Source organism: Roseibium sp. MMSF_3412 (assembly GCF_030733265.1).
In the GTDB taxonomy this organism is placed as follows: Bacteria; Pseudomonadota; Alphaproteobacteria; order Rhizobiales; family Stappiaceae; genus Roseibium.
The window spans coordinates 695,707-718,897 of record NZ_JASHJI010000001.1; the positions used below are offsets into that span (position 1 = coordinate 695,707).

The following is a 23,191-nucleotide window of genomic DNA, read 5'->3' on the forward strand; positions in this document are numbered from 1 at the left end:
GTACCGTCTGTACAATTCTTATTTGGGCATACAATCGTGCTTTCGATTGTCAGCGCCAGCCAATATGCTGTCATTTCGTGCCAAATAGCCTGGGGGAGGCCGTTTTGAGCGAAGCCGAAGTCGATGCTGCATTGATCCGGGCCGCCGTGAAGGTGATGGCGAGCCGAGGCAAGGATTTTTCGGATGCGCTCGAGGCAGCGGGACTGACCCCTGAAGACCTCGAAGGCTTCGACCGCCGGGTTCCGCTCAAGAAATCCGATGCCTTTCTGGAACAGGCCGCCAGATTTCTCGATGACGACCTGTTCGGCTTCGATGTCGGCAAGGCAACGCCCACCGGCACGTTCGGCGTGATCGCCTATCTCGGCATCTCGGCGGCGACATTGGAGCAGGCGATCCAGAACCACGTCAAATACGTCAATATCTTCGTCGACAGCTACCGGCTCTCGCTCGCCAAGACCGAGACGACCGCAAAGCTCTCCTATCAGGAAGTCGACCGGAGTTCCTATTTCAAGCGGCAGGCCAATGAAGCGGGCATGGCCGCAATCCTGTCCAATTACCGGTTCGGCACAGGAAGAATACTCCGGCCTGCCGAAATCCACTTTCATCATCAGCGCGCCGAGGCGCCCGCGGAAATGAAGCTCTTTTTCGGCTGCCCGATCTTTTTCGGCAGCGACATGCACGGGATCGTGTTTCATGCCGAGGATCTTGCAACGCCGCTGGTGCATTCCGACAAGGATCTCCAGGCGCTCATGTCGAATGTTGCCGACAGGATGCTGGCGGAACGGCGCTCCACCCCGAAAAGCTTTCTTTCCAATGTCGAGTTCCACATCATCGACGGTTTGCCGCGCGGACAGAGTTCGGCAAGCACGGTGTCGGCCAAGCTGGGCATGACCGAGCGCACCTTCGCACGGCGGCTTGCGGACGAAGGCACGACATTTTCGGAAGTCCTTGAGGACGTCAGGCGGAACCTGTCCGAGGAGTATCTGCACAAAAGCGACCTGTCCCTGCCCGAGATCGCCTACCTGCTGGGCTACTCGGACTCGCCCGCCTTCATCCGTGCCTATAAACGCTGGTTCGGTGTCACCCCCGGCGCCCGCGCCTCGGAAGTTCGCGGCCTGAAAGCGGGATAACACTATTCCGGAACGATCAGGTCACTGAGACGCGCTCAGAGCCTTCATGTATCCTTGCGACGCGGGGAGCCGGCATCAGTCCCCGCCGGACACATCCGGGATGTTCGCCGGTGTGACGGTCATTGCCTGAAGTGTGTAGGCGGTCGTTGCCAGATGGGTCTTGCTTTGCTGAAGCCGCAGCACACCGGTGACCCAGACAGGGTCGGCGGAAACGTCCAGCCCGTCCGGAAAATCAACCGCAATCACCTGGTCCGGCAAGGGCGGCGGCGGGTGGTTGCAATCCTGGCGCAGCGGCGGGATCAGCAGGAACGTCTTCACATCCCTGAATTCAAATTCAAGCGGGTGCGCGTAACCGGCGATCCGCACCGCGACACCGTCCAGGCCTTCGGTACCCGGCGCGCAGGCTTCGTAGCGGCGCGACAGCAATCGCGCCGAGCCCGCCTGCTGCGCGCATTTCGGCTGGTTCAGGTAGTTGTCGAGAAACGCGGCGCAGGATGCCGGACGGTTTGCGCGCAAGTCCGCCCAGGACAGCGTCACCGGGTCCGCTGCTGCAGACCCGGGGCAGAGGACCATCAGCACCAAAGCGCCGAGGGCAAACCGGTCACTCCTTGCCCTGGCCATGGGTCACCGTGAGCGGGCTCAGGTAATGCGGATCTGTCAGTCCCTGCTTGCGCATGGCAATGCCGGTCAGACACTCCCGAACCACCCGGTTGGCATTGAGGGCGGAGACATAGGTCGGGTCCATCAGGGGTGCGAGTTCCACCAGTTCGAAACCGATCACGTTCGATTCAGCGCAGAGCCGCCGGATGATCGGGAAGACCTCACGCGGCATCAGACCGCCGGGCTCCGGCGTCCCTGTTCCCGGCACGAAGGCCGGGTCGAGCGTGTCGATGTCGAAGGAGACGAAAATATACTCCGGCCCGTCATTGGCCTCCGCGATCACGTCTTCCATGACCGCGTCGAACCCGCGGCGCTCGATCTCGGCCATGGTGTGATAACGGAACCCGTTTTCGCGCATCCACTCGAAGGCTTTTTCGTCCGGGTAGTAACCGCGTAGCGCGACCTGGATGAAGTTCCGCCCGTCAACCAGACCTTCCTCGATCAGCCGGTAGACGGGCATGCCGTGGTTGATGAGGTGGCCGAAACCGTATTTTCCGGCATCGTAATGGGCATCGAAATGTACCACGCCGACATTGCCCTTGCCGTAGACATCGGTCAGCGCCGCGACATCGGGATACATCAGCGAATGATCGCCGCCGATAATGAAGGGGATGACGCGGCTTCCGTCGGCGTGCTGAACTTCCGCAACCTGGCGCACGAAGGACCGCACCGCGTGGATGGTGCGCTCCGTGCTCATCATGTCGTTTGGAGCGTTGCCGTAGTCCACGACCGTCATGTCCTGAAGCGGGTCGACCATCACGTGCATATGCGGCTGCCGTGCCCCGTAGCCGAGGTAGATCGATGAATTGCGCACGGCGTTCGGGCCGCGCGAGGCGCCGCGGGCACCGCTGCCCATGTCGGTGAAGGCGCCCATGATCGCGACATCGACTTCGGCGGCGGCGAGATCCGCGGGCGTGAACGCCAGCGGCTGATGCAGGAAGGTCGGCAGTTGGGCATAGCCCTGGCCGTAGAACCGTGCCGGATCCACCAGCCCGGGTTTGCGCCCCTCTTTCTCGCCTTCGTAGCTGGGAAGCGGCGTGCGCCACGCATTATAGGTCGGGTCCCCGGTGTCGAGCGGAACAACCGGTTGTTCGCCCTCGCGGATAGGTGCCTGCCTGCCCTCGTATTCGTGGCCGAAATACTGTGCGGATACTGCCGTGGACAGCAGCAGGGCACAGGTTGCGGCCAGGAGTGGCAGCACGGTTCTGATATTCGTGTCTTTGAGCATGTTTCCCCCCACGCTTGTTGTTTTTTGAAGGCGTCCGCCTGCAAAGATCGGAGACCGTCAGAAGAAGGCCTTCAGAAATTGATCGCTTTTGTTTTCCTGCGTTCTGGCAAGGTCAAAGGTGAGCATCTCCTCGTAGCTCAGACCATCCCGCCAGACGCTTTTCAGCGCATTTGTGCTTGTGATCAGGTCATAGCGCGCGATCCGGCCGAGACCGGCGGCAGGCACGAACTCCACACCTGCTTCGCGGGAGAAGCGCACCGCGGCAACCTCGTCTGCCAGCAGGATGGTCAGGGACTGACCCGGTTCCAATCTGTTCTCGACAGTCGGCTGCATTTCTTTTGCCAGATCCATGATCCAGGCTTTTGACCAGAGGTGATAGGCCTCCCCGGGCCGGGCGTCGTAAACGCGCGCGGTGATCAGCCCGTCCGCGCGTGCGGCAAGTTCGGCTTCATAGACGACCTTCGCCTCCGGCACCTTGGCGAACAGCATTGCCCAGAGCAGCGGATTGCCGCAGGCCAGACCGGCTGAAGTGCCGGTTAAAATCAGGCAAGCGGCGAGCAGAATACGCATGACCCGCCTCCCCTATTCAGCCGTACTGTCGTAGGTGAGCCGGCCGCCCATCATGGTGTAAAGAACGTCCACTTCAGAGATATCGTTCGGGTCAATTTCGAAAAGGTTTTCCGAGAGCACGACCAGATCGGCTTTCTTGCCGACTTCGAGGCTGCCAACCTCATCGTCGATCCCGATACCGTAGGCGGCATCTATTGTGTGAGACCGCAACGCCTGTTCCAGAGACATTCCCGCGTCAGGACCGCCAAGCGGCGGCACATCCTTGCGGCCATCGAGCGTGCGCGTGATCCCGGTTTCTATTGCTGCCAAGGGGCGATACTCCGAAACGTATCCCGATACAGGCCAGTCCGACCCGAACGAGAACACACCGTCGCCCGCCAGCACAGTTGTCACGGGAAACATGCCCTGGACCCGGTCTTCGCCAAGCCTCTCGGTTGACACGCTCTGCAGCAGCGGATCGAGGCTCATCCAGGCACCCGAAGAATCGTAGATCACGCCGAGGTCTCCGAAACGCGCGGCGTCATCCGGATGGATCAGCGTTCCGTGGGTTATCTTGTGCCGCCGGTCCCGGGGCGGATTGACCCTGATCGCTTCATCGACCGCATCCAGCAGTTTTCTCACTGCAAGATCGCCGAAACAGTGACACGTAACATCAATCCCCTCAGCGTCGGCGCGAACGACCGCGTCCTGTACGACATCGTAGGGAATGATCGGCTCGGGCACGATATCCGGCTTGTCGGTATAAGGGTCGACGTAAAGCGCATTCCACTTGTCGTCGCCGCCATCCATGTTGATTTTCAGGTGACGCGCCCTGACCAGATCCGAATTGAAACGCTCGCGCAGCTCACGCGTTCCCGGCAGCGGATCGATGCTGCCGTCGTTCCAGTACCAGGAGCCGATGAAACGAAGCGGAAGTTCTCCTTCCTCTTCGAAGTCAGCCATCATCTGGAAGCCTTCTTCCTGGCTCATGCCCTGAATGCCGTGGTCATGAACCGCGGTAATCCCGGCAGCTGCAAACCGGTCCAGCCATTCTCGCACACCGCCGGCCATGAATTCAGGCGTTATGTCGATCAGAGCGGACAGGACCTGGAGCTGTGCCGGAACCTCGATGATCCAGCCGGTCGGATTGCCATCGGCATCACGTTCAAAGAAAGAAAATCCGGGGGCGGTGTCCGGTGTGTCCTTGTCGATGCCGGCCATCTCCAGCGCCTTGGAATTCACCCAGGCGGCATGGCCGTCTATCGCCCAGAAATAGATCGGACGCTCGCTTTCGATCTCATCCAGCATCGCCGCTGTCGGATTGCCGTCCGTCCAAGGATTGAAGCGGACGCCGTACCCAAGGATCACCTCGTCATCTTTGTTTTCCACTTCTTCGCGGATGCGCGCGAAAAGTTCGTCCTTGTCGTCCGTCTGAAGGTCGACACCAAGCATGATCAGGCCGCCAACAGCTGCATGAATATGCCCGTCGACAAATCCGGGCAGCACCATTTTGCCTTCCAAGTCGATGACTTCGGTGCCGAGGCCGATGACATCGCCGAGGCCGGCGGCGTCGCCGACATAGACGATCTCGTCGCCTTCTATCGCAATGGCTTCGGCCACCGTGCTGTTTTCATCCATCGTATGGATCTGGCCATTGATCAGGGCGAAATCGGTCGACGGGTTTGCCCGGGGGTTCTGCGCGAAAGTTATGGTTGAAGCACTCACAAGGAGTGCGGTCGACAGGGCCAAAACACTTTCAAAACGCATTAATTCACTCCCCAGCATAGCGGCATCACAATCTGAAACGTTATAAAGTTACGCTTCGTTCTCAATGCTTTAACTGGATTCAAGGTCACACATCCCGGGCTGGTTGTCAGGGTGTCAATCCTGACAAGGCCGCCGTGGATCTTATCCCGGTACGTGCCTGAAGGCGGTGGATCAACGCATCAGAGAAGAGAGAGCTGCGCTTGACGGAACAGCCGGCTCCCGGCTGCCGCACGACTCATTTCGGACCGGAATTCTTCGGCAGGGTGCAGGGGCGTGCCTTTTCGTCGATCGGACCCGAGCCCCTGAAAATGTGGCTGACAAGATTGAGCGGCAGCGACACGACCTCGCCGATGGCCCTGCCCGGACCGGCATCCCTGACAGTGACATCAGGCTTGCCGAGCGTTCCGTGGATTTCGAACGGCGAGACGATTTCGACAAGCTGCTTGCGCTTGGCGCGGGGTGCAAAGGATAGATCCAGCGCACCGGATCTCAGGTTCACGGTGCCCGCTCCGACAAGCTGGACATTTTCCGTTTCAACGATCATGCGCTTCGATGTGGCGACACCGTTCCTAAAATGCAGCGGCAGCACTGCGCAGACAAGCTTGCTGGTGTGCTCCTTGTTGCTGGTCACCAGCCAGGTGAAGACGTTCAGCCCGGTCAGGTCCAGAATGCGGTTCGGCAAGGTGCCGCCCCAAAGGGATGCCGACACGTTGCCGGACAGCGTCTTCAGGAAACCCGTTTCGGACCGGGCGTTGCCGGTGACGTCAAAACTCGCATAAACCGTGCTGGATATCGGCGCCGTCAAGCCAATTTCGTTCATCAGGCTCCTGAGCGGAAATTTCTCCATGCGCCCGTGGGCGTGGGCGGGATGATTTTCCTTGCCGAGGTTGACACCGAAGTCGCCGCTGACCGTGCCACCGATATAGTCGAGCTTCAGCCCGGCCAGCTTCAGGTGATCGGCGTCATACTCCAGTGTGCCGGTCAGGTTGCCGGCGTGCTTCTTGCCCGAGACGATCTTTTTCACGTCCAGTCCGACCTTCGCGCTCAGGGCGGCCTCGAATTCCTTCGTCAGTTCTATGTCGGGTCCGTTTTCCTCGCCGGTCACGCTCAGCTGGGCAAAGTCCGTCAGCGCGGCAAGATCGGTGAAGTCCATCTCCTGCGATGAAATCGCACCGGTCAGCATCCACTTGCCGTCAACTTCCGCCGGGTTGAGGTGTAAATCCGCGTTTACCTGCGTTGCGCCGGAAACAAGATCTCCCTTGAAATTTGCCCCATCAGACGAAAGCCCGCTGGAGCCGGAAAAGCGGATTTCCGGGAAGTTCCTGTCGGTCCTGATGCCGAGTTCGGAGAGCGCTGCCTCCGGCTTCGGCAATGTCAGTTCGGTCGAAAACTCCAGTTCGTCAAGCACCCGGAATTCCGGTATTGCAAGCGCAAAACCCAGCTCCATCAGATCGGTGCCTGCCGTTTTGCCGCGCAGTTCCTCAAGCCCGAGCGCTCCCGAGGTTTCCCCGACAACAACAGTCCCCTTGACCGTGCCAAGGCCCGGGGCGTCGCCGGCAGGCCTGTTCATGAGCACAGCGGTGGGAAGCTCGAACGTACCGGAGAGCGACACGCCCTTGAGCGCCAGAATATCTTCCACGTCGCCCTTCATGACGAGATACGGCGCACCTTCCGGACCGTCGAGGATGGTGATGTCCTTGAGGCCGATCCGGTTGCCGTCACCCTTGACAATGCGCCCGACCGAAATCGGTCCGATCTCGTCGAATTCCAGCAACACCGCGTTCGTCGTCACGATCGTGCGGTCGATCGAGAGCGATTCAATCGGCCCGCTCACGCGGCCGGAAACCTCCTTCAGGTTAATGGCGAGCGATGAGCTCGAGGCCGCTTCGGGCTGTGCAAATTTCGAGGTGAAATCGAGATCGAACACGGACCCCTGGAACACATCCGAGACCGTTCCCTGAACATGTATGACATCGCCGTCGTCGCCGTTGAAATCAAACTTCAGACCGGCGATGTCGAACCTGTCGACCGGGCCGCTCGACTGCCAGGTCAGCGTCGCCTTGCCCTCGACCGCGCTTTCAAGGCCAAGCGAGGCCAGGAGCTTGGTGACCGAGTCCGACTTCGCGGAGAGGTCGCCATCTATGCTTGCGACCTTCTCGGAGGTGTCGACCGTCCCGCTCAGACTGGTTTCGAGGCCGGGCAGGGCAAACGTCATATCGAACGGTCCGCGGCCGTCATGGTCGCTTACCCAGACGGAGGACGGCACCACGCCCGAGGCGCTCAACGGCGTGCCGTTGACAGCCGCCTTGATGCTCACTTCCGTCGACGGCGATGTGTCGGTTGTCGCCAGCTTGAAGGATTCGATCCTGAAGACCTCGTTCCAGCCGTCCGCTTCGTCGATGAAGTGAAACTCGACATCGGTCAGTTCGAGATTGTCGAAGACCGGATTGTTCAGAAGGATCGACAAGAGTTCGAACGACCAGGCCTGCCGGCGCTCGCCGGACGGGTCGGCGCGGTATTCGATGTCGGCCCCGCTCATGCTGAAATTCCGGATTCCGGACACGTCGCCGCGCAGCAGACCGTAGGGCGCGTCAAACTCCACCGTGTCAAAGACACGGCCTTCTCCGCTGGCAGCTCCGGACGACCGCTGGATGTAGGTGTCTTCGATTTTCACGCCAAGACGCCGGCCAGGGGTCAGAACGACGGGCCCGCGCACTTCCACGGGGCGGTTGAATATTCGGGTCAGGACCTGTGCGGCCTGTTCCTGGCGGACGGAGGAATAGAGGTCCAGGGTCGCGACCGCGTAGGCAACGGCAAGGCCTGCCACGAGAAGCGTCACCAGCGTCAATGCGGAAATCCGCAACAGCCGCACCAGCCCGCCTGTCCTTTTCTCGCCCTCGCTGCTCAAGCCGCCGGCCTCTCCTAACGTTCATCTGTCAACAAGCCTTGTGTCCAGTCTACGCCTGTTTCGGCGCCGATAGAACGCGGCATTTGAAAAGCCGGCGTAAAATCCGCGTCAGGTCCGCTGTTGCCCCGGTTGCACGGGCGCGCCAACACCTTTAAGTCAATTTGAACAAGACCGGCATTGCCGAAGGCGCAATGTCACACGGCGTCCCGCAAAGGGCGGCGGGACCCAATTGCAAGGCCGGGCACCACGAGACACAGGTTTGAAAAAAGAGGACTTTCAATGGCAAAGGTTGCATTTCTTGGGCTTGGCGTCATGGGCTACCCGATGGCCGGTTACCTGCAGAAGGCCGGTCACGATGTGACGGTCTATAACCGCACGACGGCCAAGGCGGAAAAATGGGCGGCCGAATATGGCGGTGCCTTCGCGCCGACCCCGCGCGAGGCGGCTGCCGGTGCTGCCTTCGTCATGGCCTGTGTCGGCAATGATGACGATCTGCGCTCGATCTGTCTTGGCGACGACGGCGCGTTCAAGGACATGGCGTCCGGCTCGATCTTCGTTGACCACACCACGGTGTCCGCGAAGGTGACGCGCGAGCTTTATGACGTCGCCCGGGACGGCGGCATTTCCTTCGTCGATGCACCCGTGTCAGGCGGACAGGCCGGCGCTGAAAACGGCCAGCTGGTGGTCATGTGCGGCGGCGATCAGGCGGCTTACGACGCGGCCGAACCCTTTATCGACGCCTATGCCAAGAAATGCGTCAGACTCGGGGAAAGCGGCGCCGGGCAGCTGACCAAGATGGTCAACCAGATCTGCATTGCCGGTCTTGTCCAGGGACTGTCGGAAGGGCTTCACTTTGCCGAGAAGGCCGGTCTCGACGGACGCGCGGTCATTGACCTGATCGGTGGCGGCGCCGCCGGCAGCTGGCAGATGGTCAACCGCTACGAGACCATGCTCGACGATCACTTCGATCACGGTTTCGCCGTCGACTGGATGCGCAAGGACCTCGGCATCTGCCTCGCCACCGCCAATGAAAACGGCGCCAGCCTTCCGGTGACCGCCCTTGTCGACCAGTTCTACAAGGACGTCCAGAAAATGGGCGGCGGCCGCTGGGACACCTCGTCCCTTGTCAAGCGCCTGCGCAAGTTGGACTGAGGCTTCGCGGCTGAAACTGAGCCAACTCAAGGCTTTGAGAACAACCACCTGTGTGAGGGATCATGCAGGTGGTTTTTTCGTGAGCCTTGGTCCCTGATTTCGCGATGTGCCGGATGCCCTAGTCCGCCCGCTCCGCCTCAAGCCTCTCGATCAATTCTTTCAATTGAGACATGTCGCTAAAGACAGTGGCCCTGTCGTCAGGCATTGCGGTGACATGCGGGTCGTATCGCAGGACCGCCATTCCGGCCGCATGCGCAGCCTGAACGCCGACATCGCTGTCTTCGACGACGATGCAGTTTTCAGGTGCATGTCCCATGTCGCGCGCAGCATGCAGGAAAAGACCGGGGTCGGGTTTCCAGATGCCGACAACGTAGGAGCTGTAGATGTTCAGTCCAAAATGCGATGCCAGACCGCTCACCTTCAACGAGTGGGCGATTTTCTGCGGCGGCCCGCTCGAGGCGATGCATTTTGGACGGCCCAAGCTCTTTAGCATGGCCGCGGCACCGGGCACCGGCTGGAGCCGCTCGGAGAAAAGCTCCGCGACACGTTCGCGGTAGGTCGTCTCGAACGTTGCAGGCAGCCGCCTGCCCAGCCGTTTTTCGAGATCGGCCAGGGTGAGGTCGAGTTTTATGCCGCGATAGCGGTGCACCAGTTGCTCCGCCGTCTCGCCGAGTTCCGGCAGAAGATCGACGAAAGCCTGATTGCACAGGATCTCGCTGTCGACGAGTGTTCCGTCCAGATCAAATATGACGCACGTTTCTGACATGGACGGCTCTCGACACCCCTGCGGATCGCAAACAGCCCTTCATAGCGGTCTTGCCATTCGCGTCCAAGACAGAGATGTGGCCAGCTGCAATCTTTTTCCGCTGCGCCAAGTCGCTTTTTTGTCAGCCAAACGCGCTTTTCGCGCCGCCGGATTTCTGGACCTTGAAGATCGAACTGACATCCGCTGCCGGCGGATATGGCAAGCGAACCGGGAGCTGCTTCATGCGCGGTTGCAGCACGGGATCTCCGATGATCATCCTGTCCAGAAGGTCGTCCCATTGCTGCTGCTGCGACAGGCGCTGAATGTAGGCCGAACCGCCCATGAGCGGCCATGCGTCCGCCGCGCAGCATTCATAAAAAAGCATCAGCCGCGCGCGATCAGAGATGTTCGGTGCGGAGCCGTGCAAGGTGCGTGCGTGGTGGATGGACATGCTTCCCGCCTTGCCGGTTATCTTGACGGCCTTCTCAATCCGGAAATCCGGATCGCCCGGATCCACAGCCCCGCAAAAAACGCCCTCAGCGCTGTTGTGGCTCAAGATCGGTCCCTTGTGGGAACCGGGAATAACCTGAAGCGGGCCATTTTCCTCCGTGACATCTTCCAGAAAGACGCCGAAGGCCAGCATGTCGTCATTGGTATGGGGGTAGAAGGCCCAGTCCTGATGCCATTCAACGGCGGCCCCGCCGCCCGGTGCCTTTGCATTGAGCTTCGATGTTTGCAGCACCGCATCCGGCCCGACCAGTTGGCGCAGGACTTCCGTGATCCGGGAGTTTTTCAGAACGTCCCAGAAAAAAGGGTGTTGTTTGTGCGGCAGCTTGATGCGCGTCAGCCTCGGGTTTTCGGGACCATGGCCTTCGTCCAGGTCATAGACGTCGTTGCTTTGGCTCACGTTGCGCGAACGCTCTATGAAATCATGGGTGATCTCCTGCATCCGCCCGAGTTGTTCCGGCGTCACGGCATCTTCGACAAGAAGGTAGCCGTTCTCGACGTAGAACTCGGTCTGGTCTTTGGTGAGCATCGCGGTGTTCTCCGAGTGAAGTTTATTTTGGTATCGATACCATACTTGATTTGGTATCGATACCATCGTCTATTGGCCCCGTCAATGAACAACAAGGAGCCACACCTTGGGTAAAGACAAGTGGGTCACCATGAAGGATGTCGCCGATCTGGCCAAGGTCGGAACGATCACGGTCTCCCGTGTCTTGCGGACACCTGAGAAAGTCTCCGAGTCAAAACGGCTTCGCGTTCAAAAGGCGATTGACGACCTCGGCTATGTTCCCGACAACACCGCCGGCGCCCTGTCGTCCAGCAGGAGCCGTGTCTTCGGCGCAATTGTATCCACAATCGGCGACTCGGTTTTCGCCTCAACGCTGGACGGCTTGTCGGGCACGCTGCGCGCAGCCGGATATGAACTGCTTCTGACCAGCACGGGTTACGATCCGGACGTGGAGGAAGATGCCCTGCGCGCGCTGCTCGCGCGCCGGCCCGACGGGATCGTTCTGACAAGCACATCTCACTCTGCCGGCACGTCGAAACTCCTCAAATCCCTGAGCATCCCCGTTGTCGAGATCTGGCAGTTGCCGCCCGCGCCTTTGGACATCGCCGTCGGCTTTTCGAATTTTCAGGCCGGACATGACATGGCGCGTCACCTGATCGACAGCGGCCGCAAGACCATCGCATTTCTGGGGGGCGGCGGCCTGCTGGATGCACGCGGGCGCCGCCGGCGCGAAGGATATGAGGCCGCGCTTCACACGGCCGGCATGACGCCGGTCACCTGGACTGACCAAGGACAGGCCGTGCCGCCCGGCATCGAACTGGGGGCCGCATTTTTCGATGAGTGTCTGAAAGCAAATCCGCATATCGACGCGGTCATGTGCGTCAGTGACACGGTCGCGGTGGGTGTCCTTTGCGAAGCAAGGCGGCGCAATCTGAAGGTCCCCGGAGAGCTTGCGGTTTCGGGATTTGGCGGGTTCGACGTGGCAAGACCATCCGGCTTCGACCTGACCACGATCGAGGTTCCCGGCACGGCGATCGGAACAGCGTCAGCCCAAGCCCTGCTCGACCCGGATGCCGCGAGAGCCCGAAAGGTCATCGACCTCGGCTACAAGCTGGTCGTGCGCGGAACAACGTAGTGGTATTTTTGAAGAGTGGCGCACCGGGGAGGATTCGAACCCCCGACCCCCAGATTCGTAGTCTGGTGCTCTATCCAGCTGAGCTACCGGTGCTTCGGGTGCAGGGACCGGGTTATTCGGACTGTGTTGAAGCGAATAACGGTCCTGCGCAGCGGGGCCGCGTGTGCCCCGGACAGGGCGCTTACCTACTGCGCCCCGGGAGGGAATGCAAGGGACTTTTTGAACTTTTTTTCAAGGAATTGTCACACGGTTCCAAAACCGCCAGAAAAGCCAAGCAATTGGATAAAGGCACAGGCCCCACCCTCACGTGACATCCGGTTCACGACCGGCGGTCGGGCACCTTCAGACGGAAGCAGGCGCCCGGTCTGGTCTCGTCCAGATCGATGCTGCCGCCATGGGCCTTCAGAAGCTCGGCAACGATGGCAAGGCCGAGCCCGATACCGCCCTTCTTGGAACCGCTGTGAAACGCCTTGAAGAGCGCTTTCCTGGTATTCTCCGGGATGCCCGGCCCGGTGTCGGAAATGACCACGTGCACACAGTCGCCTTCGCGCATTGCTTCCATGGTGATCCGGCGGACAAGCGTCTCGTCCTTCTCCGTTTCAAGGGCCTGCAACGCGTTGCGCACGAGATTGAGCAGAACGCGGAAGATCTGTTCCGGATCGGCGTCGATCTCGATGTGCTCCGGCACGTTGTTCTCGAAAGCGACCGTATCGTGATCCTGAAGCCCGAGCACGTCGGCCACGTCGTCGCCGACCCGCTGCAGGGCAAGCAGGCGGCGCTGCGGCGGGCGTTCCTGGGCCTTGCCGTAGGACATCACCGCCTGGGTATAGCCGACCGCCCTGTCGAGGGTGGCGAGGATCTTCGGCGCCAGCCGGCTGACGGTCGGGTCGGGCACGTGTTCCAGGCGTTCGAGGAACAGTTGTGCTGAGGCCAGAAGGTTGCGCAGGTCGTGGTTGATCTTTGAAACCGCCAGGCCGAGATCGGCGAGGCGCTGCTTCTGGTGCAGGGCCCGCGACAGGGCCTCTTCCATCGCGGCAAGCCGGATTTCGGCATCGCCCAGTTCGTCCTGGCGGCCCGAAACCGTGATGATCCGGCTGGTGTCCTCCGGGCTCTCCGCGAAGCGTTCCATGGAGCGCGTCAGCCGGCGCAGCGGGCGGATGAAAAGCGCCCGCAGGGTGATATAGACAAGGCTCGCGGTGATGACGGAAATGAACAGCGACAGCGCGAGGATGCGGCCGGAAAACGCCAGCATGTCCTGCTGCAGCAAGGCCACGGGCAGAACGACATCGACGCGTTCCGTGTGCCCCATCTGGCCGACGCCGATCACGCGCATGACGCCGTCGCCGCGATAGGTCAGGATCTGGAAACTGCCGATGATCGAGGAGAGTGCCGAGACATTCGCCATGTCGACCACGAAGTCGACCTCGCCGGGCACGTCATTCATGGCGATCAGGCTGCGCCGGGTTCCCTGGTCCAGCGAAATCGCAACCGCACCCGTCGTCTGCAGAAGTTCTTCCTGAAGCCGCGGTGCAATCGTGCTGGTTTCCGCCAGAACGGAGGCGGCGACGCCTGCCGTCGTCAGCCGGTCCATCAGCCAGGTGTTGCGGTAATTGGCGATCGAGGGAACATAGATGAAGACTTCCGACAGCATCACGAAAACGACTGTCAGAAGCAGGAGCTTGCCTGACAGGCCGCCGAGCCGGGGGCGTTCCGGGCGCTCGATCGCCCGGGGAGCCTTTCCCGTATCGTCTGCAGGGACCGCTGCGCCTTCCGGCGCGCCCTCATGCTTCATCTCTTTCCGTCCCGAAAATCAACAGGTCACATCCGTATAGAATGGACCCAAATAGTATGAAAATATGACCTAAACCACCAACAACACCGATAAAACTCATCCGAACTTGCGCAATATCGCAAGCAAGCCGCGCAGCCAAACTTTCTTTGGCACGTCCGCATAGTATGAAATTGCCGCACGCCGCACCAATTCTCCAAGCGTCGGATAGGGCGCGATGAAACCGGCAAGATCCTTCATTTTCATCTTTTTGGACAATGCCAGCGAAAGCAGATTGAGAATCTCACCGGCCTGCGTGCCGACAATATCTGCCCCGAGCAGACGCCCGCCCGGCCCGGCGATCAGTTTCAGGCGACCCTTGGTCGCACCTTCCGCCTGAGCCCTGTCGTTGCCGGCATAGTCGGCACTCAACACCCTGACCTTTTTGCCATAGGCCTGCCGGGCTTCGGCTTCGGTCAATCCGATATGCCCGAGTTCCGGTGATGTGTAGGTCACCCACGGCACGATGGCGTTGTTCATCTTCACCGGCATGCGGAAGAGAATAGAGCGTATGGCGAGACCCGCCTGGTAACCGGCGACATGGGTGAACTGCAATCCGCCGGCGACATCACCGATTGCATAAACCTTGCGGTTCGTGGTGCGCAGACCGCTATCGACCTCAATGCCCTTGCGGTCGAAATTGATGCCCGCTTCGTCCAGTCCAAGGTTGTCGACATTCGGTGCCCGTCCGGCAGCGACAAGCAGATGGCTGGCTTCGGTCTCGACGGATGTACCGTCCGCGCTCCTGGCAACAACCTTGACCCCCTCACCGGCCCGCTCAACGCGTTCGACCGCCGTGCCTTCCAGGATCTCGATACCTTCGTCCCTGAGCGACTCGATCACGAGACCGGCGAGTTCCGGATCGTCCTTGCCAAGTGCCTTTGCCGCCTCGAAGACAGTCACCTCCGCTCCAAGACGGCGATGTGCCTGCGCCATTTCCAGCCCGATCGGACCGCCGCCGATGATCGCCAGATGTTTCGGCGTTTCCCGCAGTTCAAAGAGCGTTTCATTGATGAGATAGGGCACCTCATCCAGCCCGGGGATGGGCGGAACAAGCGCGGTCGACCCAGTGGCGACCACGAAACGGCGCGCCTTGATTTCAACATCGCCAACCGAGACTGTTTCGGCATCGGTGAAGCGGGCCGGATCCCTCAAAACTGTGACACCCAGGCCTTCGAACCGCTCCTGCGAATCATGCGGCTCAATCGCAGCGATCACGCTGCGCACATGATCGTTTGCCTTGGCAAAATCGATGTCGAGGCCTTGCGAATGAATGCCGAACCGGCCCTGGCTCCTGTTGCCGGCAGCGGCCTTCGCGGCGGCAAGCAGCGCCTTGGAGGGAACGCAGCCATAATTGAGACAGTCGCCGCCCATCAAGCCCTTTTCGATCAGCACAACGTCCACGCCGAACGCGGCAGCGGCGGCGGCAACCGACAAGCCGCCCGATCCTGCACCAATCACACAAATGTCGGGGGTCAGCAATTTTGCCATGGCGGGCTCCGGGTGCGGTGAACGAGGCTTGGGCGGGTAAGGACCTGTGACGATCAGGCCGAACGGATTTTTTTCAGAACCACCGGGATGAGGCTTGCAATCCCGAGCGCGAAAAATGCGGCCAAAAGCTGCGGCGTGACCAGAGCGGAAATCTCGATTTCGCAGTTGCCGGCCGACGCACAGCCCGGGTTTGCGGCTTCCTGGGCTTCAATGACGCTGTCCAGGCCGGAGCCGATAAACGCAAATGCAAAGGTGCCCGGGATGATGCCGATGAAGGTTGCCAGTGCATATGTGGGAAGACGCATCTGGAATATCGCCGGCGCGATGTTGACAAGCCAGAACGGAAAAACGGGCGTAAGACGCAGGAACAGCAGGTAACTGAAGCCTTCGTTCCGGAACCCCTCGGCAAGGCGCGACAGGAACGGCCCGGCACGCTTGGTCAGGACCTCTCCGAAGGACGACCGGGCGACGAGGAATACAGCGCAGGCGCCGATGGTTGCGCCGACAACCGTCACGGTTCCGCCGGCGATCCAGCCGAACAGGAATCCGCCGGCAATCGTCAGGAGAGAGGCGCCGGGAAAGGACAGGGCAACGCAAACGATGTAGGCAAGGCAGAACACGGCAAGGGCAGCAAGCAGGTTCTGATCGACAAATCCGATAAGGTCCTGGCGCTGCATGATCAGGTTGGACAGGGTCAGTTGCTTGTGGAGGCCCTGGGAAAACGCAATGGTCATCAGAGCCAGCAGAATCACGAGCGGCAGCCATCTCCTGAACTTGCCGGAAACAGAAGGTTTCACCGTCTCCTCGATATCCTGTTCCGTATCTTTCGGCCCGGTCATTCGGTCTGCCTTATCCCCCAGCATGTCACGTCCTATCAGCAGTGCGTTCGCGGCGATTCTTGATGACGCCGTATTGGTCTTTCTGGCAGATGTACCTTAAACTACTTAAAAAGAAGCGTGCTTCACCGATAAGTGACGCCATGGTGTCGGCCGTTCACCTGTGCGTGAACGGATTTGCACCCCGAGATTCTTGGCGCGCAACGTTGACTTGAAGCTGCGCGGCGCTTATAAGCGCGCACGACTGGGACATGCATTCGGACCCAAGGCTGTTTTGAGCCGCGCTCTTCCAGCGCTTCGAGTGCTTCCACCAAAGAATTTAAAATGAAAAGGGCCGCGCTCGATCCGCGCGGGTAAGAACAATGAAGCGTACGTATCAACCGAGCCGTCTTGTCCGCAAGCGCCGCCACGGATTCCGCGCACGTATGGCCACCAAGAACGGCCGTCAGGTGCTCGCACGCCGGCGTGCAAAGGGTCGCAAGAGCCTCAGCGCCTGATCGGCAACCTGTGCGCAGTGCGCCGGGTTGGCGGCTGCTGCCAACACCACACCGCTGCCATGGACACTTTGAAAAAGCGCTCCGAATTCCTCGCGGTTGCCAAAGGCGGCCGATTGGGTCGGCGCGCTTTTGTCGTTCAGGGTTTGAAGCGCAGCTCGGACGAGGCATCCCGGGTCGGCTACACCGTTACCAAGAAAACCGGTAACTCCGTCGTGCGCAGCCGCATCAAGAGGCGCCTGCGTGCGGCGATTGCCGAGCTTTGCCACGACGACATTCCGCAGAATGCGGATTTTGTGCTCGTTGCGCGCGACACCGCGCTCACTCTTCCCTTTCAAAAACTCGTTGCAGACCTTAAGTCAGGCCTAAGCCAAGTGCTGGATCCGGAGACACCGCGCGGTCGGGGTAAACCGCGCAGGGGAAACCGGTCGTCTCAACCGACACCGCGCAGGAAACAGGGGTAATACCAGTTGATCTCCGAAAACCGAAACACGATTCTGGCAATCGTACTGTCCCTGATTGTTTTGCTCGCCTGGCAGTATTTTGTTGCCACGCCGGAACTGGAACGCCAGCAGGCCGCCATCGAGCAGCAGCAGCAGGCAGACGCCGCGCGCCAGGCCGCCACTGCCGGAGGTGCAAATCCCGACGCGCCTCAGCCGTCGGCGACGACGGGCGAAAATGCAGCCCTTCCGGCACAGTCAGTGGGTCAGAATGCGGTCTTCGGAAGCCGGGAGCTGGCGGTTGCCGCCAGTGATCGCGTCGTCATCGACACGCCGCGCCTTGAAGGTTCGATCAACCTTACCGGCGCCCGCCTCGACGACCTGCGTCTGAAGGACTACCACGAGACCGTCGACAAGAGCAGCCCGACGATCGCCCTATTCTCACCCAAGGGCAGCCCCCAACCCTACTACACCGACTATGGCTGGGTCGCCGATCCCGGTACCAATGTAGCTCTGCCCGGACCCGACACTGTCTGGACCGCCGAAGGCAATGGTACCCTGACACCGTCGACGCCACTGACGTTGAGCTGGGACAATGGTGCAGGTCTTGTTTTCAAGCGCACCTATTCCGTCGACGAGAACTACATGTTCACCGTTGCACAATCCGTCGACAACAGTTCGGCCGACGCTGTCACGCTTTACCCCTACGGCCTGATTGCGCGCCAGGGCATTCCGGAAACGACCGGCATCTGGATCCTGCACGAAGGCCTGCTCGGCGTGTTCGGCGAAGAAGGCCTGCTTGAGGTTGATTACTCGGACCTTGAGGAAGAGGGCATGAACCGGCCCGCCAAGGTCGACAACGGCTGGCTCGGCATCACCGACAAATACTGGGCTGCAACGCTCATCCCGGTTCCGGGCCAGGAATTCCAGCCAAGCTTCAGCTTTTCCCGCGTGACCGGCAATTTCCAGGCCGACTACCTTGGCAACGGTGTCGCCGTACCTGCAGGCGGCGCTGCTGAAACCAGCTCCTATCTTTTTGCCGGTGCCAAGGAAACCAAGCTGATCGACGCCTACGAGGAATCCATCGGCATCAACCGGTTCGAATTGCTGATCGACTGGGGCTGGTTCTACTTCCTGACCAAGCCGATGTTCTTCGCGATCGACTATTTCTTCCACCTTCTCGGAAACTTTGGCGTCGCCATCCTCGTCGTGACGGTGATCATCAAGCTGATCTTCTTCCCGCTGGCAAACAAGTCCTACGTCTCCATGAGCAAGATGAAGCTCGTGCAGCCGCAGATGACCGAAATCCGGGAAACCTACAAGGACGACCGGCAGAAGCAGCAGCAGGCGCTGATGGAGCTTTACAAGAAGGAAAAGATCAATCCGCTTGCGGGCTGCCTACCGATCCTGATCCAGATCCCCGTGTTCTTTGCACTTTACAAGGTTCTGTTCGTCACCATCGAAATGCGCCATGCGCCATTCTTCGGCTGGATCCAGGACCTGTCCGCACCGGACCCGACTTCGCTGTTCAACCTGTTCGGGCTGATTCCGTGGGATCCGCCCCAGCTCCTGATGCTCGGCGTTTGGCCGCTGCTGATGGGCATCACGATGTTCATCCAGATGAAAATGAACCCGGCACCGCCGGACCCGACCCAGCAGATGATCTTCACCTGGATGCCGGTGGTCTTCACCTTCATGCTGGCTTCGTTCCCGGCCGGATTGGTGATCTACTGGGCATGGAACAACTTCCTGTCGATCACGCAGCAATATGTGATCATGCGCCGCCAGGGAGCCAAGGTCGAACTCTGGGACAATCTCGGGTCCATGTTCAAACGAAAAAAGCCGGCCTCGGACGACGAGGCTGACAAGGCTGAAAAGAGCTGATACAACCCAAGGCCCCGCACCCCAGCGGGGCCTTTCGATTTGACTGGAAACACGCAGGAGCCTGCAAGCCGATGATCCGATAAAGCAAGACCTAATCCGCAAGGCGAAGCCGCCGACCGGCAGGTCGAATGCGTTCACATACGCACATTCTCTTCCCTTGACACTTGCTTACCGGAGGTCCTATGCACGGCCCGTCCCCAGACACACTTCATCCGTTCCACGGCGAAAACCACACCGTTTTCCTGAAAAACGTCGTCACCCGTCCCACCATCGAAGTGGGCGACTACACCTACTATCACGACTTCGAAAACGCGCTCGATTTCGAAAACCGGAACGTGCGCTATCATTTCGACAATATCGGCGATCGGCTGAGGATCGGGAAATTCTGCGCATTGGCGTGCGGAACCAGCTTCATCATGAACGGCGCCAACCACGCCATGACCGGATTTTCCACTTATCCGTTCCATATCTTCGCGGAAGAATGGATGGAGAAATTCGATCCCGAGACGATCTTTGGCCATTTGCGCGGCGACACGATCGTCGGCAATGACGTCTGGTTCGGGACCAACTCCACCGTCATGCCCGGGGTGACGATCTGCTCGGGCGCCATCATCGGCGCGCATGCTGTTGTGGCCACCGACGTTCCGCCCTATGCCGTCGTCGTCGGCAATCCGGGCCGGGTCGTGCGCCTCAGATACGACGAGACAACGATCGAACGGCTTCTCGGCGTTTCGTGGTGGGACTGGCCGATCGAAAAGATCTCCCGAAACCTGAAAGCCATCTGGGGTGCGGATATCGACAGGCTTGAACAGGCCACCCTTGAGGCAGAACCCGGCCTCGACGGAACATCAAAGGCAAGCTAAAAGCAGCCCATGAGCGACGAACAAACCTTTTCGCAGGAAGACCTGGAAGCGGGCCGGCTGATGTTTGCCCGCCCCTGGGACTTTCTCACCAGCGTGACCGACATGTCCAACCTTCCGGACGCGGCGGGCACGGAAATCGCCTTTGCCGGCCGGTCCAATGTCGGCAAATCCAGCCTGATCAACGCGCTGACGGGGCGCAAGGGCCTCGCCCGAACCTCGTCAACGCCCGGCCGGACGCAGATGCTGAATTTCTTCGTTGCACCGGACACACCGCTGACGATCGTGGACATGCCCGGTTACGGCTACGCGCAGGCACCAAAGGAGCTTGTCGATGCCTGGACCAACCTGGTCTTTTCCTATCTGCGCGGCCGGCCGAACCTGCGCCGGGTGATCCTGCTTGTCGACAGCCGGCACGGGATCAAGAAAAACGACCTGGACACGATGGCTCTTCTGGACAGGGCCGCCGTTGTCTACCAGGTGGTGCTCACGAAATCTGACAAGATCAAACCACCGCAGCTGGCCCGTCTCATTTCCGAGACCGAAGCAGCGCTAGCCAAGCGCGTCGCGGCGCATCCGCTGATCGTCGCGACGTCTTCGGAAAAGAACAAGGGGATCGACGAACTGCGAGCAGAGCTTTGTGTTCTGGCCAATCAGTAGCGTTCGAGATCTGCGTTGAACCCCCGATTTGTGCCGCTCTGGCAAACCGGTTATAGCAGAAACCCCTGAAAGTGTTCCTTAGGTGATGGACCGATAAATGAGACTGAAATGGCATGCGAAATGGCGAAATCCCGTTAGGAAGGGTGTGCGGAGCGGGCTTACTGCCCGGTCAAGCACGCTGACGCCACGGGGTGAAGCCATTTCCATGTCCTTCGGATTTGACCGGCTTGCTCCTCCTCCACGTTGCGAAAGGCTTGAAAATGAATCCCATTTCCTGCGCTTCCGCGCCTTGACGAGAAGCAAGCCGCCTCAAACCATTTCGGCCTCATTTATCGGTCCATCACCTAGGCCCAGTTGAATAGAAAGCCTCGATGACAAATCCCGACATGTCCAGCCGCGCGCATATCATCGCGCATGCCCTGCCCTACATGCAGCGCTACGACGACAAGACCGTCGTCGTCAAATATGGCGGCAACGCCATGGGCGATCCGGAGCTCGGACAGGCCTTCGCGCGCGACATCACGCTGCTGCGCCAGTCCGGCGTCAACCCGGTCGTTGTCCACGGGGGCGGACCGCAAATCGGAAAGATGCTGCAGCGGCTGAACATCGTGAGCGAGTTCAAGGGCGGGTTGCGCGTCACCGACAAGGCCACCGTCGAGGTGGTGGAAATGGTGCTGGCCGGGGCGATCAACAAGGAGATCGTCCAGATGATCAACGCCGAGGGCGGGCGCGCTGTCGGTTTGTGCGGCAAGGACGGCAATCTCGTCACTGCGCGCAAGCTCAAGCGCACCATGGTGGATCCGGACAGCAACATTGAAAGCGTGATCGATCTCGGCTTTGTCGGCGAGCCGGCAAGCGTCGACCCGACGGTCCTGAAGCTTGTCCTGAAGGAAGCCATCATTCCCGTCGTCGCGCCGGTCGCACATGGCGAAGACGGCGAAACCTACAATATCAATGCAGACACGGCCGCAGGGGCAATTGCCGGCTCCCTAAATGCAAAAAGACTGCTGTTCCTGACAGATGTGCCAGGCGTTCTCGACAAGGAAGGCAACCTGATCAAGCAGCTGACCGTCTCAAAGGCCCGTGCACTGATGGCCGACGGGACGATATCGGGCGGTATGATCCCGAAGGTAGAGACCTGCATCGAAGCGCTCGAGCGCGGTGTCGAAGGCGTGGTGATCCTGAACGGAAAGGTGCCTCACGCGGTGCTTCTGGAACTCTTCACCGACGGCGGCGCAGGGACGTTGATACGCCCGTGACCGGAAAACGCATCCTGCCACTGGAAGGCCAGCACGCACACCGCCAGGATCTGCGGGTGTTCAAGGGCGTTGAAGCCTGGGTGTTCGACCTGGACAACACGCTCTATCCGCATGAAGCGGACCTGTTCTCGCAGATCGACGAGCAGATCTCGCTCTACGTCCAGAAGATCATGGATCTCAACCGTTCCGAGGCAATGGTGCATCAGAAGGCGCTGTACCATGAGTACGGCACCACCTTGCGCGGCCTGATGACAACGCAGAACATCGATCCGGACGACTATCTCGCCTTCGTGCATGACATCGACTATTCGGGGCTTGCGCCCAATCCGGACCTTGCGGCTGCGATCGAAGCGCTTCCGGGCAAGAAATTCATCTTCACCAATGGCGACCGACCGCATGCGGAACGCACGGCGGCTGCCCTCGGCATTTCCGACCACTTTGAGGACATTTTCGATATCGTGTCAGCGGATCTCGTGCCCAAGCCGAATCGTGAGACCTATGACAAATTCATCGGACTGACCGGCATTTCGCCAGCCCGGGCCGCAATGTTTGAAGACCTGCCGAAGAACCTGAAGGTTCCTCATACGCTCGGAATGCGGACCGCGTTGATCATCCCGACGGGTTCGCGGTCCGTCTTCGAGGAAAGCTGGGACCTTGAGGGGGATCCTTACCCACATGTGGATTTCGTCACCGAGGATCTGACCGGATTTCTGAAAGCCGTTCTGGGGGCCTTGCGATAGACGCGAAGTGCGTGCGCGATCTGATGCTTCACACTATTTTCAAAAACACCACCTCATCCTGAGGTGCAGAGCGCAGCGACGCCTCGAAGGATGGGCCGCGCACTCAGCGCATACCGCCGATCCTTCGAGACGGACCTTCCGGTCCTCCTCAGGATGAGGGAGCGTGCAGTCTGAAGCTTCACGCTATTTTTCAAAGAACACCTCATCCTGAGGTGCGGAGTGCAACGACGCCTCGAAGGATGGGCCGCGCACTCAGCGCATACCGCCGATCCTTCGAGACGGACCTTCCGGTCCTCCTCAGGATGAGGGAGCGTGCAGTCTGAAGCTTCACGCTATTTTTCAAAGAACACCTCATCCTGAGGTGCGGAGCGCAGCGACGCCTCGAAGGATGGGCCGCGCACTCAGCGCAT

At 60.1% G+C, this 23,191-nt stretch carries 20 protein-coding genes and 1 tRNA gene; 10 read left to right on the forward strand and 11 right to left on the reverse strand.

Translation table 11 applies throughout. The annotated features are described in order from the left end of the window. Nucleotides 1–104: 104 nt before the first annotated feature. The gene (locus RBB49_RS03120) at nt 105–1,130 is read left to right on the forward strand and encodes an AraC family transcriptional regulator (protein WP_306141200.1); all 1,026 of its coding nucleotides are present in this window, start codon (nt 105–107) and stop codon (nt 1,128–1,130) included. Between the two features lie 75 nt (nt 1,131–1,205). Here the strand turns inward: RBB49_RS03120 and RBB49_RS03125 are convergent, their stop codons facing one another. From RBB49_RS03125 to RBB49_RS03145, 5 genes are all read right to left on the reverse strand, one after another. Then, on the reverse strand, nt 1,206–1,751 hold the full coding sequence (locus RBB49_RS03125) for a DUF3299 domain-containing protein (RefSeq protein WP_306141201.1): 546 nt from the start codon (nt 1,749–1,751) through the stop codon (nt 1,206–1,208). Then, the gene (locus RBB49_RS03130) at nt 1,732–3,018 is read right to left on the reverse strand and encodes an agmatinase family protein (RefSeq protein WP_306141202.1); all 1,287 of its coding nucleotides are present in this window, start codon (nt 3,016–3,018) and stop codon (nt 1,732–1,734) included. Before RBB49_RS03130 ends, RBB49_RS03125 begins: the two co-directional genes overlap by 20 nt. Nucleotides 3,019–3,075: 57 nt before the next feature. Beyond that, the gene (locus RBB49_RS03135; RefSeq protein WP_306141203.1) at nt 3,076–3,588 is read right to left on the reverse strand and encodes a hypothetical protein; all 513 of its coding nucleotides are present in this window, start codon (nt 3,586–3,588) and stop codon (nt 3,076–3,078) included. A gap of 12 nt (nt 3,589–3,600) precedes the next feature. Next, nucleotides 3,601–5,334 carry an amidohydrolase gene (locus RBB49_RS03140; RefSeq protein WP_306141204.1) on the reverse strand — a complete coding sequence of 578 codons (1,734 nt, stop codon included), beginning with the start codon at nt 5,332–5,334 and terminating at the stop codon, nt 3,601–3,603. Nucleotides 5,335–5,569: 235 nt separating this feature from the next. Continuing rightward, the gene (locus RBB49_RS03145) at nt 5,570–8,242 is read right to left on the reverse strand and encodes an AsmA-like C-terminal region-containing protein (RefSeq protein ID WP_306141205.1); all 2,673 of its coding nucleotides are present in this window, start codon (nt 8,240–8,242) and stop codon (nt 5,570–5,572) included. A gap of 228 nt (nt 8,243–8,470) precedes the next feature. On the opposite strand from RBB49_RS03145, the gene RBB49_RS03150 reads away from it, so the two are divergent. After that, on the forward strand, nt 8,471–9,394 hold the full coding sequence (locus tag RBB49_RS03150) for an NAD(P)-dependent oxidoreductase (RefSeq protein ID WP_306141357.1): 924 nt from the start codon (nt 8,471–8,473) through the stop codon (nt 9,392–9,394). A gap of 118 nt (nt 9,395–9,512) precedes the next feature. Here RBB49_RS03150 and RBB49_RS03155 read toward each other — a convergent pair whose 3' ends face one another. Continuing rightward, nucleotides 9,513–10,160, reverse strand: coding sequence for an HAD-IA family hydrolase (locus RBB49_RS03155; protein ID WP_306141206.1), 648 nt, complete (start codon nt 10,158–10,160; stop codon nt 9,513–9,515). 121 nt (nt 10,161–10,281) lie between these two features. Next, nucleotides 10,282–11,175 carry a phytanoyl-CoA dioxygenase family protein gene (locus RBB49_RS03160; RefSeq protein ID WP_306141207.1) on the reverse strand — a complete coding sequence of 298 codons (894 nt, stop codon included), beginning with the start codon at nt 11,173–11,175 and terminating at the stop codon, nt 10,282–10,284. Between the two features lie 106 nt (nt 11,176–11,281). On the opposite strand from RBB49_RS03160, the gene RBB49_RS03165 reads away from it, so the two are divergent. After that, nucleotides 11,282–12,289: a LacI family DNA-binding transcriptional regulator gene (locus tag RBB49_RS03165; RefSeq protein ID WP_306141208.1), complete on the forward strand. Its 1,008-nt coding sequence runs from the start codon at nt 11,282–11,284 to the stop codon at nt 12,287–12,289. A gap of 16 nt (nt 12,290–12,305) precedes the next feature. Here RBB49_RS03165 and RBB49_RS03170 read toward each other — a convergent pair. The 4 genes from RBB49_RS03170 to RBB49_RS03185 form a co-directional block, all read right to left on the reverse strand. Beyond that, nucleotides 12,306–12,382 (reverse strand) — tRNA-Arg (locus RBB49_RS03170). 226 nt (nt 12,383–12,608) lie between these two features. Next, nucleotides 12,609–14,081 carry a HAMP domain-containing sensor histidine kinase gene (locus RBB49_RS03175; RefSeq protein ID WP_306141209.1) on the reverse strand — a complete coding sequence of 491 codons (1,473 nt, stop codon included), beginning with the start codon at nt 14,079–14,081 and terminating at the stop codon, nt 12,609–12,611. A 96-nt stretch (nt 14,082–14,177) separates the two neighbouring features. Next, nucleotides 14,178–15,608: an NAD(P)/FAD-dependent oxidoreductase gene (locus RBB49_RS03180; RefSeq protein ID WP_306141210.1), complete on the reverse strand. Its 1,431-nt coding sequence runs from the start codon at nt 15,606–15,608 to the stop codon at nt 14,178–14,180. Nucleotides 15,609–15,661: 53 nt separating this feature from the next. After that, nucleotides 15,662–16,447 (reverse strand): TVP38/TMEM64 family protein, encoded by a 786-nt coding sequence (locus tag RBB49_RS03185; protein ID WP_306141211.1) that lies wholly within the window; start codon nt 16,445–16,447, stop codon nt 15,662–15,664. A gap of 359 nt (nt 16,448–16,806) precedes the next feature. On the opposite strand from RBB49_RS03185, the gene rpmH reads away from it, so the two are divergent. The 7 genes from rpmH to RBB49_RS03220 all read left to right on the forward strand — a co-directional run bounded on the left by rpmH (nt 16,807) and on the right by RBB49_RS03220 (nt 22,781). Next, nucleotides 16,807–16,941, forward strand: a complete 135-nt coding sequence (gene rpmH / locus RBB49_RS03190) for a 50S ribosomal protein L34 (RefSeq protein ID WP_006934271.1) — start codon at nt 16,807–16,809, stop codon at nt 16,939–16,941. Between the two features lie 59 nt (nt 16,942–17,000). Next, complete coding sequence (gene rnpA, locus RBB49_RS03195; RefSeq protein ID WP_306141212.1) at nt 17,001–17,402, forward strand: ribonuclease P protein component; 402 nt, start codon at nt 17,001–17,003, stop codon at nt 17,400–17,402. Nucleotides 17,403–17,411: 9 nt separating this feature from the next. Further along, a complete protein-coding gene (yidC, locus tag RBB49_RS03200) occupies nt 17,412–19,262 on the forward strand; it encodes a membrane protein insertase YidC (RefSeq protein ID WP_306141358.1) in 1,851 nt (616 codons plus the stop codon). Between the two features lie 182 nt (nt 19,263–19,444). Next, complete coding sequence (locus tag RBB49_RS03205; RefSeq protein ID WP_306141213.1) at nt 19,445–20,125, forward strand: CatB-related O-acetyltransferase; 681 nt, start codon at nt 19,445–19,447, stop codon at nt 20,123–20,125. 9 nt (nt 20,126–20,134) lie between these two features. Then, entirely contained in the window at nt 20,135–20,782 is a 648-nt protein-coding gene (yihA, locus tag RBB49_RS03210) for a ribosome biogenesis GTP-binding protein YihA/YsxC (RefSeq protein ID WP_306141214.1), read from the forward strand. Nucleotides 20,783–21,153: 371 nt separating this feature from the next. After that, entirely contained in the window at nt 21,154–22,041 is an 888-nt protein-coding gene (argB, locus tag RBB49_RS03215) for an acetylglutamate kinase (RefSeq protein WP_306141215.1), read from the forward strand. Further along, nucleotides 22,038–22,781, forward strand: a complete 744-nt coding sequence (locus RBB49_RS03220; protein WP_306141216.1) for a pyrimidine 5'-nucleotidase — start codon at nt 22,038–22,040, stop codon at nt 22,779–22,781. Before argB ends, RBB49_RS03220 begins: the two co-directional genes overlap by 4 nt. The last annotated feature ends 410 nt before the right edge of the window (nt 22,782–23,191 follow it).

Coding starts and splice junctions, on each gene's coding strand:
- RBB49_RS03205 (WP_306141213.1), top strand. CDS start 19,445: ATGCACGGCCCGTCCCCAGACACACTTCATCCGTTCCACGGCGAAAAC.
- RBB49_RS03125 (WP_306141201.1), bottom strand. CDS start 1,751: ATGGCCAGGGCAAGGAGTGACCGGTTTGCCCTCGGCGCTTTGGTGCTG.
- rnpA (WP_306141212.1), top strand. CDS start 17,001: ATGGACACTTTGAAAAAGCGCTCCGAATTCCTCGCGGTTGCCAAAGGC.
- argB (WP_306141215.1), top strand. CDS start 21,154: ATGACAAATCCCGACATGTCCAGCCGCGCGCATATCATCGCGCATGCC.
- RBB49_RS03185 (WP_306141211.1), bottom strand. CDS start 16,447: ATGACCGGGCCGAAAGATACGGAACAGGATATCGAGGAGACGGTGAAA.
- RBB49_RS03175 (WP_306141209.1), bottom strand. CDS start 14,081: ATGAAGCATGAGGGCGCGCCGGAAGGCGCAGCGGTCCCTGCAGACGAT.
- RBB49_RS03155 (WP_306141206.1), bottom strand. CDS start 10,160: ATGTCAGAAACGTGCGTCATATTTGATCTGGACGGAACACTCGTCGAC.
- yihA (WP_306141214.1), top strand. CDS start 20,135: ATGAGCGACGAACAAACCTTTTCGCAGGAAGACCTGGAAGCGGGCCGG.
- rpmH (WP_006934271.1), top strand. CDS start 16,807: ATGAAGCGTACGTATCAACCGAGCCGTCTTGTCCGCAAGCGCCGCCAC.
- RBB49_RS03130 (WP_306141202.1), bottom strand. CDS start 3,018: ATGCTCAAAGACACGAATATCAGAACCGTGCTGCCACTCCTGGCCGCA.
- RBB49_RS03140 (WP_306141204.1), bottom strand. CDS start 5,334: ATGCGTTTTGAAAGTGTTTTGGCCCTGTCGACCGCACTCCTTGTGAGT.
- RBB49_RS03135 (WP_306141203.1), bottom strand. CDS start 3,588: ATGCGTATTCTGCTCGCCGCTTGCCTGATTTTAACCGGCACTTCAGCC.
- RBB49_RS03160 (WP_306141207.1), bottom strand. CDS start 11,175: ATGCTCACCAAAGACCAGACCGAGTTCTACGTCGAGAACGGCTACCTT.
- RBB49_RS03180 (WP_306141210.1), bottom strand. CDS start 15,608: ATGGCAAAATTGCTGACCCCCGACATTTGTGTGATTGGTGCAGGATCG.